The 12,784-nt window shown below is 68.4% G+C and carries 12 protein-coding genes; 5 read left to right on the top strand and 7 right to left on the bottom strand.

The window, feature by feature from the left end; translation table 11 throughout:
• The first annotated feature begins 110 nt into the window (after positions 1–110).
• Positions 111–293: a hypothetical protein gene (locus ACOQPD_RS04455; RefSeq protein ID WP_420613703.1), complete on the top strand. Its 183-nt coding sequence runs from the start codon at positions 111–113 to the stop codon at positions 291–293.
• A gap of 44 nt (positions 294–337) precedes the next feature.
• On the opposite strand, the gene ACOQPD_RS04450 is transcribed toward ACOQPD_RS04455, so the two are convergent.
• Positions 338–1,099, bottom strand: coding sequence for an SDR family oxidoreductase (locus ACOQPD_RS04450; protein WP_420613702.1), 762 nt, complete (start codon positions 1,097–1,099; stop codon positions 338–340).
• 174 nt (positions 1,100–1,273) lie between these two features.
• Here ACOQPD_RS04450 and ACOQPD_RS04445 point away from each other — a divergent pair, with 174 nt between their 5' ends.
• Positions 1,274–1,825 carry a ribonuclease H family protein gene (locus tag ACOQPD_RS04445; protein ID WP_420613701.1) on the top strand — a complete coding sequence of 184 codons (552 nt, stop codon included), beginning with the start codon at positions 1,274–1,276 and terminating at the stop codon, positions 1,823–1,825.
• Positions 1,826–2,258: 433 nt separating this feature from the next.
• Here the strand turns inward: ACOQPD_RS04445 and ACOQPD_RS04440 are convergent, their stop codons facing one another.
• The 3 genes from ACOQPD_RS04440 to ACOQPD_RS04430 form a co-directional block, all read right to left on the bottom strand.
• Complete coding sequence (locus tag ACOQPD_RS04440; RefSeq protein WP_420613700.1) at positions 2,259–2,942, bottom strand: hypothetical protein; 684 nt, start codon at positions 2,940–2,942, stop codon at positions 2,259–2,261.
• Positions 2,943–3,042: 100 nt separating this feature from the next.
• Positions 3,043–3,927 (bottom strand): DUF6282 family protein, encoded by an 885-nt coding sequence (locus ACOQPD_RS04435; RefSeq protein ID WP_420613699.1) that lies wholly within the window; start codon positions 3,925–3,927, stop codon positions 3,043–3,045.
• A 188-nt stretch (positions 3,928–4,115) separates the two neighbouring features.
• Positions 4,116–5,396: a CapA family protein gene (locus ACOQPD_RS04430; protein ID WP_420613698.1), complete on the bottom strand. Its 1,281-nt coding sequence runs from the start codon at positions 5,394–5,396 to the stop codon at positions 4,116–4,118.
• Between the two features lie 140 nt (positions 5,397–5,536).
• Between ACOQPD_RS04430 and ACOQPD_RS04425 the strand changes: the two genes are divergently transcribed.
• The gene (locus tag ACOQPD_RS04425; protein WP_420613697.1) at positions 5,537–7,456 is read left to right on the top strand and encodes a S9 family peptidase; all 1,920 of its coding nucleotides are present in this window, start codon (positions 5,537–5,539) and stop codon (positions 7,454–7,456) included.
• Here ACOQPD_RS04425 and ACOQPD_RS04420 read toward each other — a convergent pair.
• The 3 genes from ACOQPD_RS04420 to ACOQPD_RS04410 are packed head-to-tail and all read right to left on the bottom strand — an operon-like array spanning position 7,453 to position 10,764.
• Positions 7,453–8,907 carry a sensor histidine kinase gene (locus ACOQPD_RS04420; protein WP_420613696.1) on the bottom strand — a complete coding sequence of 485 codons (1,455 nt, stop codon included), beginning with the start codon at positions 8,905–8,907 and terminating at the stop codon, positions 7,453–7,455. The two genes, ACOQPD_RS04425 and ACOQPD_RS04420, sit on opposite strands and share 4 nt — an antisense overlap.
• Positions 8,907–9,584, bottom strand: a complete 678-nt coding sequence (locus tag ACOQPD_RS04415; RefSeq protein ID WP_420613695.1) for a response regulator transcription factor — start codon at positions 9,582–9,584, stop codon at positions 8,907–8,909. Before ACOQPD_RS04415 ends, ACOQPD_RS04420 begins: the two co-directional genes overlap by 1 nt.
• A 25-nt stretch (positions 9,585–9,609) precedes the next feature.
• Positions 9,610–10,764: a hypothetical protein gene (locus ACOQPD_RS04410; RefSeq protein WP_420613694.1), complete on the bottom strand. Its 1,155-nt coding sequence runs from the start codon at positions 10,762–10,764 to the stop codon at positions 9,610–9,612.
• 167 nt (positions 10,765–10,931) lie between these two features.
• On the opposite strand from ACOQPD_RS04410, the gene ACOQPD_RS04405 reads away from it, so the two are divergent.
• A complete protein-coding gene (locus ACOQPD_RS04405) occupies positions 10,932–11,867 on the top strand; it encodes a DMT family transporter (protein ID WP_420613693.1) in 936 nt (311 codons plus the stop codon).
• 34 nt (positions 11,868–11,901) lie between these two features.
• Positions 11,902–12,741, top strand: coding sequence for a DMT family transporter (locus tag ACOQPD_RS04400; protein WP_420613692.1), 840 nt, complete (start codon positions 11,902–11,904; stop codon positions 12,739–12,741).
• Positions 12,742–12,784 lie beyond the last annotated feature (43 nt).

Raw genomic sequence — 12,784 nt, 5'->3', positions numbered from 1 at the left:
GGGGGCATGCCCCCGAGGTCGAGCAGTTCGCTCGAAAAAACGCCGGAAAGGTCACAGTCGTCGGTGTCAACCCGGAATCATGGAACAGTCTTGCCGCCGGCAAGAGGTTCGTGAGCACGTTCCGGCTCACCTTCACCAACCTCTGGGACAGCTCGAATGCCGTGTGGAACCACTACGGCAGCCCCTATACGTCCAGGGCGCTGCTGGTCGACAAGCAGGGCAACCGGGTGGAGCAGGCTCCGAGCCTCTTCTCCGCCGCCAGGTTCCAGGGGCTGGTCGACAACCTCGACTAGGCGGCCCGGCCCCGCTGGCGCGACCCCATCATCCCGGGCCGCTGCTACTTGGGTCCCATCCTGATCCCGCCGTCCATGCGGATGGTCTCGCCGTTCATGTACTCGTGGGTGACCAGGAACATCACCAGCTCCGCGTACTCGTCGGGCCGGCCCAGACGCTTGGGGTGGAGAACCTGGCGGCCCAGCGACTCCTTGGCGGGTTCGGGCAGACCGGCCAGCAGCGGAGTGTCGATGATCCCCGGGGCGATGGTGCTGACCCGGATCCCCAAGACGGACAGATCCCGGGCGATAGGGAGGGTCATCCCGACGATCCCGCCCTTGGAGGCAGAGTAGGCGGCCTGGCCGATCTGGCCGTCGTAGGCGGCCACCGAGGCTGTATTGATGATGGCGCCCCGGTCGTTGTTCGCATCGGGCTCGTTCCCCATCATCGCGGAGGCGGCGACCCGGATCGTGTTGAAGGTCCCCACCAGGTTGATGTCGATCACCTTGCGGAACAGGGCCAGGGAATGGGGGGTCCCGTCCCGGGCGAGCGTCCGGCAGGGCGGCCCGATCCCGGCGCAGTTGACGACCACCCGTATCTCCCCCAGCCCGACGGCCGCATCGACTCCGGCCACCACGTCATCCTCGCTGGTCACGTCACAGTGGGCGTAGATACCGTCCAGTTCGCCGGCGACCTCTCCGCCGAGGTCTTCGTTGACATCGAGAATCGCCACCTTCATGCCTTCGGCGGCCAGCGCCCGGGCGGCGGCCGCCCCGAGCCCCGACGCTCCTCCGGTCACGACCGCCACAGCTCCGTTGAGGTCCATACCGTCCTAGCCTTCCTTCCGTTGTCAGACGACGCTACCGGCCGCAAGACTAGACCTGAAACCGGTCCGGATTTCCCGATTCGGCGCCCTGGACCAAGGACCGGAGGACGGGCGGTAGCCGGGCCGGTGCCATCATGGTGCCTGCCCCGGACGCCGCCGGAGAGGAACCAAGGCGTGGCCAGACCCGATCAGAGCAACCGGACCCGATCCTCGCGCCGCGCGGGAGGGCGGCCGCCGGACCGCACGGTGGTGTACACCGATGGGGCTTGTTCCGGCAATCCCGGCCCGGGAGGATGGGCCTGGGTGATCCCCGGCGGCCGGTACCGGAGCGGCTCGGAAACACACAGCACCAACCAGCGGATGGAGTTGGCCGCCGCCCTTGACGCGGTGCGCAGTATCGATGGCGCGGTGGAGGTCGTCAGCGATTCGGCGTATGTCGTGAACTGCTTCCGCCAGGGTTGGTGGAAGGGATGGCTTGCCCGCGGCTGGATCAACACCAAGAAACAACCTGTCGCGAACCGTGACCTATGGGAACCACTTGTGGACCTCTACCGGTCCAGGCCGATCAGCTTCCGCTGGGTGAAGGGACACGGAGGCAACAAATGGAACGATCTGGCCGACCGCCTGGCTGTGCAGGCGTCGCTGACCCAGCAAGGCGTCGAGGGCGAGGGCACTCCGCCTCCCGGCCATGTCCCCGTCCCCGACCGTGATGGGTGGAGGTCCTGAGCCCCCGGGCCCGTTCCGTTCGTGATTCGCGAGGTCTTCCGGGATCCGGGTGGCCCGATCCGGAGATCGTTCGGTCCTCCCGAGGAACGATTCTCCACACCGCACATTTGGATCGGCGTGATAGGAGCGGACGAGGGGGTTGAACTTGTCACACCCCCGCGATACGTTGCCTATTGCCAAGCACCTACACCGGCCGATGATTCAAGACCGATTCGGCTCGGCCGGCCCGAGGGAACATAAAGGCTCCATGGAGCGGAGTGCCGTCCCCGGCATCAACCCGGGCATGGCCGAACACGCTCCGAGCCAAGGACAGGTGGTGGCGGGGGCCGGGCCCGGTGCGGAGCAACGGTCTGGGCGATTTTCGCGCTCTGCCGGGTTGTTTCTCGCTCTTTCCTTCGAGCGGGACGGTGTTACACCGGCCTGTTCTCAGCGGTTAGCGCTCGGCGAAGGCCATCTCCCGGCGGAACTTCTTCCAGTCGCCGACTCGAGTGGACCAGAGGATGTCGGTGATGATCGACACCACGCCTACGGCCACCAGGAGGGCCGTCGCCCAGCCGGGTACCCCGGCGATCAGCCCGGCGGGGATGAGCGCGAAGGGCACGATCTTCGACACCAGAGCGCCTGAGGCGTGCATCCAAGCCCGCCGCTCGGCATCAGTGGTCAGGTAGGTGGCGTAGTCGGTCTTCACCCCCGGCTGCGGTCGGGTGACGGTGCCGATGAACCAGTGTGTGAACCGTATTCCCGCCAGCCGCCCCACCACCAGGTGGGCCAGGCCATGGGTGGTGACCAGCAGGACTCCTGTGCCGGCAAGCAGGAGTAGGCCGTTCCACGGTTCGGGCGCGTTGTATGCCAAGCCGACCAGCACCAACCCCAGCACGGTTCCGGCCGAGGCGGCGGCGGTGCCTGGTCCGAGGGGCACGGTGAGCAGTGCCCACCGTTCGAAGGCGGTTCGATCGATCGCAGCGATCCGCTCGGCGAATGCCCCTACCAGGTCCGGAGCTTTCTTGGCGGCGGCGACGACCTTCCAGAAGCCGGATCCTTTCAGACCCGCGGCAGGGTCCGTGGCCAACCGTTCCTCGACGGCGCTCAACACCCGTTCGGCCTCACTCCGCTCCATATCCGATCTCCCCGCTACGGCCGTCCCGATGCTAATTAGACGCGCCCGCTAGCTGTCCCTGGACGAAGGTTGCCGTGCCCATCCGCGGGGACGCTCCCCATCAATCCAGGCCGGTGAGAAACGCCGGGTTCTCCTTGGTCATCTTCTCGAGGGCGCCGTAGTCCACACCCTCATCGAGAAGCGAGTGGAGGAGCATCCGCATCCCTTCCTGATGCGGCGGTCCCGAGGCCTGGCCGAGATCGGAACTGAGGATCAGCCGCTCTCCCGCATGGGCGTCGATGATCGGAGCCAGCTCCGCCGGGGTCTGCTCGCCGAACAGATCCGACACGCAGGTGACGGCGACGATCTCGAGGTAGGCGCCGCCTGCCACCAGCTCCCGCTGGACGTCGAGGTCGTACTTGGTCAAGCTCAGGTTCACGTGGGTGACGAGCAGTTTCTCGAGCCCCACCCGGTTGGCCTCGGCGATCACCGAGCGCGTCTCCTCGAGGCTGAGATGGCCCGTGCACAGGCACGCGCCTGCGTCGGCCACCAGCTTGATCACCGTCCTGGTGTCGCCGGTCAGGCGGCCGTTTTCGTCGAGCACGGTGACACCCGGACCCGGGAGTTGCGGCTGGCGGCGGCCCAGCTGCGGGTAGTCCGGGGTCCCGTAGTACTCGTCGTGGTGTTTCGAGTGGTTGGTGGGCATCCAGACCACTCTGGCCCCGTACTGGAGGGCTGCCTCCACGACGTATGGGTCGATGCCGCCGACCGAGCGGTTCAGCACGATGGCGCCGATGGGGTCGATCTCGGGCATGGAGCCCTTGAGTTGAGCGGCGCGGTGGAATGTCGCGCTGTCGTGGTCCTTCATGACGAAGCCGCGCATGCCGTAGTCGAGCGCGAGGCGGCCGAGGTCATGGTCCGTGATGGGACGGGGGAACAGGGAGGGCGCGCTGTGGGCGTGCATGTCGATCGCTCCGCGGAGCAACTCCAGATCCCGTCCTCGCACGAATCGCCTCCGTCTGCCCGTATCCGCCGATTTCTATGGGCCGCCGGTTCCCGCGAGGGGTCTCGGGGCATTCCACAGCCTCGCCGGATGCTACCGAGGGGCGTGCACGGCTCGGGCGGGAGTGGAGTCCGTTCTTGGGTGTAGGGGAGGGGCAGCCATACGAGCCCGAGTACGTAGCGAATCCGGCATCAACCGCCGAGCAGGTCGCTCAGCCACCCGGCCGGATGGGGCGACAGGCCGGGTACGGCCCGAACCTCGGTACCGAGGGCGGTGAGCGCCCGGGCGGTATCCGAGGCTGATCGGGCCATCTCCGCAGGATTGTGCCGACCCCTCGGGTAGAGCGTGTCGACGATCTCGAAGGTGGCCCGGTTCACCCTGGTCGGGGTGTGCGAGATCGAGGTCGCCGACCAGCGGCCGGTGGCCGGGTCCTCGGTGACGGTCAGCCGGAGGATCACGCCGTCCTGGGTTCCGGGTTTGCGAGCCCCCCACTGGGGAGACTGGTTGGAAAGGAAGTTGCCCAGCCCGTAGGCGAGGTATTCGCCGCCGATCCGGTCCACGGGCTGTACTACATGGGCATGGTGGCCGATGATCAGATCGACGTCGGGGGAGGACAGCAGCCGGGGTCCGAGATCGGCCTGGTAACGGTCGGGCATCCGCCTGAACTCGGTGCCCCAGTGCAGGGAGAGGAGGATGAAACCGGCTCCGGCGGCCCGCGCCCGTCCGGCCTCCGCCAGGATGGCCTCCTCGTCGATGACGTTGGCCAGGTAGGAGTCCTCGGGCCGGAGCGCCCCGGTGTTCAGCCCGTAGGTGTAGGAGAGGTGGGCCACGGTCGCCCCGTTCACCTCCAGCAGGTTGAGCCTGGCGTGCTGCTCCGGGGATCGGGCCATGCCGGTGTGGGCGACCCCGACCCGATCGAGCGCCTCGACGGTCCCGGTCACCCCTCTCATGCCGGAGTCGAGGGAGTGGTTGGAGGCCAGCGAGCACGTGTCGTATCCCGCGTAGGCGATGGCTTCGGCCAACTGGTTCGGCACGCTGAACAGGGGGAAGGTGGATAGCTTCTCGTTGTCGGGCGACATCGGCGTCTCGACATGGCACACGGCCAGGTCAGCCGCCCGCAGGATCGGCGCCACCGTGGCGAACATCGGCGTGAAGTCCCATCCGTCGGCGGTGCGCGCCCGGCGGACTATCGGGCTGTGGAGCAGCAGATCGCCGGTGGCGGCGATGGTGAACGAGCGGGGCTCGTGGACCACCGGTGCGGCGGGTGGCTTCGCAGCCGGACCGGTGTCCGCCGGCGCGGTGGGGCCCGGGGGCGCCAGGTACGGCTCGGGAGGTGCCGGGGGAGTCGCTCCCGCACCCGGCCCCGTGACCATCACAGCCAGAGCAAGGATGCCGACCAGGGCCGCGCAGGCCGGCCGCCCGTCCCCGGAGGGGCGAGTTCCGCGTTTGCTATTCAGACCCGGCATCTTCATGCCTACCTCACGCTCGCTCCGAGCTGCGGACGGCGGTGCACGAAGCTGACGAAGCCGTTCCAGGCGAGGGTAGTTCGCCTCGAAGTCACGACCACGGGGCGGAGTGGGATACACCCCAGCGATAGCTACCCTCGCATGCCATGGAACCTTCCGATCTCGCGCGCATCGCCTCGGTGTCCGATCCGCAGATCCACCCGGACGGCCGACGCATTGCCTTCGTCGTGACCACCATCGACCTCGAGAAGGACCGTTACAGGTCGGCTATATGGCTCTGGGACGATGAGGCGCGCCAGTTCACCGGCGGTTCCAATGACTCGTCTCCGCGGTGGTCACCCGACGGCGGGACCCTCGCCTTCGTGAGGAAGGGCAAGGAACGCAACGACCCGACCCAGTTGGCGGTCATGCCCTCCGACGGCGGGGAGGCACGCGTGATCACCGACTTCGAACTCGGCGCCGGCGCGCCGGCATGGTCGCCCGACGGAAGCTCGATACTCGTCCCGGGAACCCAGTGGTACGGGGAGTGGGCCGGCTTGGACGAGGACGAACGGTCACGGAGGCCCCGGAAGGTCTCCGGTTTCGACGTTCGGCTGGACGACCAGGGCTGGCTCCACGACCGCCGAACCTACGCCTACCTGGTCGATCCTGGCGGCGACACCCCTCCCCGTCGGGTGGGGTGCTCCGACGAGCACGAGTCCGGCCCGGCCTGGTCCCCGGACGGAACCAGGGTGGCCATGGTCACCAGCCGCGACAACCCGCGGTTTCTGGAGAGAGGTTCCGAGGTGGTCGAAGTGGAGGTGGACGGCGGCGCCGAGACGGTGCGGGCCCGGCGGTCCGGCTACTTCTCGGTCGACTACGACCCGTCGGGCAACCTGTACGCCATAGGCGACCCCACGCCCGACTATCCCTATCTCTGCTCCCTGTGGAGGCTCGACGAGCCCCATACCGACATCACCGGGCACCTGGACCGGAGTATCAACGACCTGCTCACGTCCGGCGCCTTGGAGAAACCGATCTGGCTGGAGGACGGCTTCCTGGCCGGGTTGGCGGACCGGGGCCGGGCTTCGGTGGTCGCCTTCGGCCCGGACGGCGAGGCGCGGACGGTCCTGGGCGGCGACCGATACATCACCGGACTCTCGAGGGCGGCGTCCGGAAGGCTGGCCTTCACGGCCACCGATCCCACCTGTCCGGGCGAACTCTACGAGCTGACTCCCGACGGGGAGGAACGGCGCCTGACCGACTTCAACCAGGAGATACGTTCCTCCGGCGGACTGGTCGGTCCGGACAGCTTCGCGGTCGAGAGCGCTCCGGGCGTCGAGGTGGACGCCTGGCTCTACATGCCCGAGGGCGACGGTCCGTTCCCCGTGCTGCTCAACATCCACGGAGGCCCGGCTTCGGAGTACGGATTCTACTTCTTCGACGAGTTCCAGGTCTATGTCTCGGCTGGCTACGCGGTGGTGGCCTGCAACCCGCGCGGTTCGGAGGGTCGCGGGCACGACTGGCTCAGAGCCGTTACCGGAGACGGCTGGGGCAGGGTGGATGTAGAGGACATCACTGCGGTGGTCGACGAAGCCCTGCGCCGTGACACGCGCCTCGATCCCACCCGCGTCGGGATCATGGGGGGTTCCTATGGGGGTTTCCTGACGGCATGGACCACCGCCCACGACCCGCGGTACCGCTCGGCGGTGGTCGAGCGGGCCCTGATCGACTGGGAGTCGTTCGGCGGCACGTCCGACATCAACCGTGACTTCGCCGGCCTGTACCTGCACCCTGCCACCGCCGCGGACCACCAGGCGCTCTGGGCGGCCAGCCCGCTCGCCACCGCCGGCGGGATCACCACCCCTACCCTCATCATCCACTCGGAGGACGACCTCCGCTGCCCGATCGGCCAGGCCGAGCAGTTGTTCACGGCGCTCCTCCGCCAGGGGATCGACGTGGAGATGGTCCGCTTTCCGGACGAGGGACACGAGTTGAGCCGCAGCGGTGCGCCCCGCCACCGGGTGGAGCGCTTCGAGCACATCCTCGACTGGCACGGCCGGTACCTCGACCCGGGTCCCGGCTAGAGATCACCACCCGAGAGGCGCTCCGGCTCCCGCGGCCGAGGCTCCGCCCGGTTCAGGGGAAGGCGAACGGTCACGGTGGTTCCCCGTCCGGGTCCGTCGCTCGCCACGGTGACCGTGCCTCCATGGGCCAGGACGATCGCCCTGGTGATGGCCAATCCCAGGCCAGTGCCTCCTATCCCGCGGCGCCGCGAGTGATCGGTCCGGTAGAAGCGGTCGAAGACGTGGGGAAGGTCCGCGGCGTGGATACCTATCCCGGTGTCGAAAATTACAATTTCCAGACAGTCGTTATGCACTGAATTCAATTCGATCACAACCCTGCCACCGGCTTCGGTGCAACGGACGGCGTTGCTCAGGACGTTCCCGAGCGCCTGGCTCATGCGGGCCCGGTCCAGGTCGACGGGCGGGAGGTCGGGAGACGCCTGGAGTGAGATTTCGACCTGCTGGGCCCGGAACCGGGGCCGCCACCGATCCACCTCGGCGGTCAGCAACTCGTGGGCCGAGGATGGCTGGAAGGTCAGTCGCAGCTCTCCATGATCGGTCTCGGCGAGCCAGTCCAGATCGGTGACCAGGCCGCGTAGCCGGTCCACTTCTCCGATGATGTGGTCTGAGGCATCCTCGGGCGTCTGGAGGCCGTCCCGGAGCCCCTGCGCCTCCAGCTGGATGACGCTGAGCGGGGTGTTGAGTTCGTGGGAGACATCGCTTATCAGGCGGCGGCGGAGTTGGCGCTGGGATTCCAGGGCCGAGGTCATCCGGTTGAAGGCGGCGCTCATCCTTCCCAGCTCGTCCGACGAGGTGACGGGAAGGCTGGTCGTGTCGCCCTGGGCGATCGCCTGGGTCGCCTCGGTCAGGGCCGTCACCGGCGCCGTGATCCTCTTGGACAGCCAGGCGGCCAGCAGGATGCCGACGGCGGCGGTCAGCGCGCCTCCCGCCAGGATGATGCCCAGGACGGTGTTGACGAACCCGTGGGACTCGGTCGACAGGAAGTCATGGTTCACATCCACGTAGACCCGGCCCACGGGTAGGCCGGTCTCCGGGTCGAACACCGTCCGGCTGCGGCCTGCCAGGTCGGGTGCCACGGTTCCGGGTGGCAGCTCGGACAGGTTGTCCATGACCACCCGTCCGTCGGCGCCCGTGACGACCACGCGCACCGGATCGTGGTGGAGAGCCCCCTCGGATCCGTGCTCGCCTTCTCCGGACCCCTCACCTCGCCGGGTTCCGTCGATGATGTATCCGGCCTCCGACAGCGGACGCTCGACCGTCTCCCAACCGCCGGCGGCGGCGTACTCCCGGCCCAGGTTGCGGGCCAGCCGGCTCGCCTCCTCCGTGCCTATCCGATCCACGAAAACATCGAGGCGGGCCTGGGTGGTGTAGTAGGCGATGCCGACGCCGATGAGGATGGTCAGCACTATGACCAGGACGATCGAGCCCATGATCCGCCAGCGGAGCGACATCAACCGTCCTCCACCACGAACTTGTAGCCGGCGCCGTAGACGGTCCGGATCGGCCCGCTGCCGCCCCGGCCTATCTTCCTACGGAGGCGGGCGACCTGGCTGTCGATGGCGCGGTCGTACCCCTCGAAGTCGTAGCCGAACGCCTGGCAGATCAGCTGGTAGCGGGTGAGCACCTGGCCGGGATGGCGCATGAAGGTCGACAGCAGGGCGATCTGGGCCTGGGTGAGGGTCACGGCCTCGCCATCGACCGTGACGCTCCGGGTGGTCTCGTTGAGGGTGATGGGGCCCCGTGTCAGGACCTGCTGGACCCGGTCCCTGACCCGGCGGAGCACGGCGCGGGCCCGGGCGACCACTTCCTCGGGGTCGAAGGGCTTGACGATGTAGTCGTCGGCGCCGCTGTCCAGGCCGAGGATGCGCTCTGCGGGCGTCTCCCGGGCGGTCAGCATGATGATGGGGACGTCCGACTCGCTGCGCAGGATCCGGCAGAGCTCCACTCCATCCAGTCGGGGGAGCATCAGATCGAGGATCACCAGGTCCGGGAGCAGCCGGCGGGCCAGGGCGAGGCCGGACTCACCGTCATGGGCGACGTGGGCGGAGAACCCGGCCCTCTCGAAGTACACCCGGACCCAGTCGGCGATCCTCTCGTTGTCCTCGATTATCAACACATGGCCGCTCACCGGTTAGCTCCAGCCTCCTTCCGCTCTAGCCGCCGCCGTGCTCTCCCTCGCCTTCTTGGCCGCCTCCGTGTTCTCCTTCGCCCTCGGCGCCGCTGCGGTGTTCTGCCTCGCCTTCTCCGCCATGCTCGCCGCTGCCGACCTCGGCGTGGGGTATCCATCCGGTGAACGGCTCCGGCGTGGCCGCCATGTTCACCGGCAGCACCAGGCCCGGCGCCATGTCCACCGGCACCGTCGGGCCGAGTTCGGTCCCGTTCGACAGGTGGACCTCGACCCTGACCCGGGTGAGGACGCTGTTGGTGGTGTTCTCCACGGTACCCCTGAACGAGTTGCTGGGAGGGTCGAACCTGAGGATCAGCCGGGCGCCGCCGCGGACCTGGTCGAAGGTCGCACCCACCCCCAACATGGCTGCGCTTCCTTCTTCACCACCGGACCCGGATCCTTCGCCGCGGGCGCCGTGTTCACCGTCGCCCTCGCTGCCGCCTTCGCCGCCGGGACCGTGACCCTCGCCGCCGGCTCCCTCGCCGCCCCCCTCGCCACCTTCCGCCGAGTGGGGGACCGGACCGGCGCCGCCGCAGTCGAACACCTCCATGTGGGTGACCAACCCGTCGTAGGAGACCCCGGCGAGCGACGGTTCGCTAGCGACCGCCAGCACGGACGTCGCCGCCTCTCCGGGAATCAGGTGCCCCATCACGCCCGGACCGAGTTCCCCCACGGTCCTCGTTCCGGACTTCAGGTGGGGTTCGGTCTGCACGTAGCAGAGAACGTGGGAGAGGGTGTTGCGGGCCGTGGTGTGGACGGTACGGGTGGCCTGGTCGTAACGGGCCGTGACGGCCAGTCCTCCCAGCACGCCCTCCCACTCCTGGTCGATGGGCACGACCGGGCTCGACATGGCGCGCTCGCCGGCCTCGGAACCGCCCTCGGAGCCCTCCGGGCCATCGCCGCTTCCCGCGCCGCCGGGGCCGTGTTCGCCGTCCCCGACGCCGTGTTCGCCGCCGCCATCACCGAACCCGTGCTCGCCGCCGCCTTCCGTACGTGCCCCGGTGTCGCCCAGCTCGCTGCCGTCGGCATCACGGCCTTCGGACCTCTCGGAGTCGGACGTGCAGCCGATCAGCACCCCGGCGCTCAGCACCACCCCGAGAACCACCCCCAGGATCCTGGTCTTCCGTGCCCCGCGATCCATCCCCTTCACCACCTTTCGTCAGGATCATGTGGCCCCGGTTCTAACGATCAAATGTTGCCCGAATGTGTCAGCGGCGAACCGGCGGAGACCCGCGGCGTTGACTGGTCGCCGGCGCCGGGTGTCATACGATGCGGATACGATTCCGACCGATCGATTACGGAGGCGGAGTGACCGGGAGCGACTTGGACCAGCGGAGGGTCGGTGGCGTGTCCCGTCCCGCGTTCGGGTTGTTGATCACCACGGTCGGCGTCCTGATCCTCAGCGCCGAAGGGGTCCTGATCCGGTTGATCGAGGTCGATTCGTGGACGCTCCTGTTCCTGCGGGGAGTCCTGGCGGCCCCCGGCCTGTTCGTGTTCTTCCTGGTGATGGAGAGGCGCCGGTGGTGGGACCAGCTGCGGTCGATGGGGATGGCGGGCCTTCTCGCGGCGGTGCTGTTCGGGATCGACAACGTCGGCTTCATCTACTCGATCACCCACACTTCGGTGGCGAACACGTTCCTCCTGATCAGCCTCAGCCCGCTGTTCGCCGCATTGTTCACCCGCATGGTGCTGCGCGAGACGGTGCCCAGGCGCACCTGGCTGGCGATAGCAGGGGGAGCCGTGGCCACTTCGGTCATCATGCTCGGCTCGGTCGTGGAGGGCGACCTGCCGGGCACGCTGGCAGGTCTCGTGGCGGCGGTGGCGCTCGGGGGGACGCTGGTGGTGCTCCGGGCGCGGCCGCACCTCAACCTGGTCCCTGCCGTGGCGCTCGGCTCCGCGCTGGGGGCTCTCGTCGGCCTGCCCGCCTCCACCCCCTCTTCGGCGAGTCCCCAGGACTGGGTGTACCTCGTAGCCCTGGGCCTGTTCCTCGTCCCGGTGGCCTTCGGCCTGATCTGCACCGGCCCCAGGTACATCCCGGCCGCCGAGGTCGCCCTGTTGTTGTTGCTCGAGACGGTGCTGGGGGCATTGTTCGTGTGGATGGCGGTGGGGGAGGTCCCCAGCCTGGCTACCGTGGTGGGCGGTGTGGTCCTCATCGCGGTGCTGGCGGCGCACTCCGTCGCCACCCTGAGAAGCCTCGACCTGGCCGCCGGCCCCACTCACCGGGAGGTTCACGATTCCGGGTAGGTTCTCCCGTCTTTCCGATCCGGCGAAGGGTCTGTTGATCACGTCCGCCGGGGTCATCATCCTGAGCGTCCAGGGTGTCCCGATCCGGTTGATGGACGTGGATGCATGGACGCTCGTGTTCGTGCGCGGGGTGTTGTCGGCGCCGGGCCTGTTCGTGTTCTTCCTGGTGATGGAGAGAAAAGGATGGCGAGCTCAGTTGCGCGCCATGGGGCTGGCCGGAGTGGTCGCGGCGGTGCTGTTCGCCCTGGACAACGTGATGTTCATCTACTCGATCACCCACACGTCGGTGGCGAACACCCTGCTGATGATCAGCCTGAGCCCGCTGTTCGCGGCCTTGCTGACCCGCATAGTGCTGCGGGAGGCGGTCCCGCGCCGGACCTGGCTCGCCATCGGCGGGGCGACGGTCGCCACGCTGGTGATCCTGCTCGGCTCGCTGGTCACGGGAGACCTGCTCGGCACCCTCGCCGGTCTCGTGGCGGCCATAGCGATCGGCGGGACGCTGGTGGTGCTCCGGTCCCGCCCATCCCTGAACCTGGTCCCGGCGGTGGCGCTCGGAGCCGGCCTGGCCGGTGTGGTCGGTCTACCGGCAGCCAGCCCCGGCTCGGCCGATTCGGGGGACTGGGTCATGCTGGTGCTGGTCGGCCTCCTCATAGTGCCCGTGGCGTTCGGCCTGATCGCCACCGGACCCCGATACATCCCGGCGCCCGAGGTGGCCCTGCTCCTCCTGCTACAGACGGTGCTGGGCGCGTTCTGGGTCTGGCTAGCGGTGGGCGAGGCCCCGCACGGTGCCACCCTCGTGGGAGGCCTGATGCTGATCCTGGTCCTCGCAATGCACTCCGTAACCACCCTGAGAACCCTCAACGCCCAGCACTAGTGCCCCGTTTCGGAGTTCCTCATCCGTACCCGAAAACGACGAG

The sequence above is a fragment of the Candidatus Spongiisocius sp. genome (assembly GCF_965221825.1).
Classification (GTDB): domain Bacteria; phylum Actinomycetota; class Acidimicrobiia; order Spongiisociales; family Spongiisociaceae; genus Spongiisocius.
The sequence above is the reverse complement of the archived record's forward strand: the minus strand, read 5'-3'. Positions and strand labels throughout refer to the sequence as shown.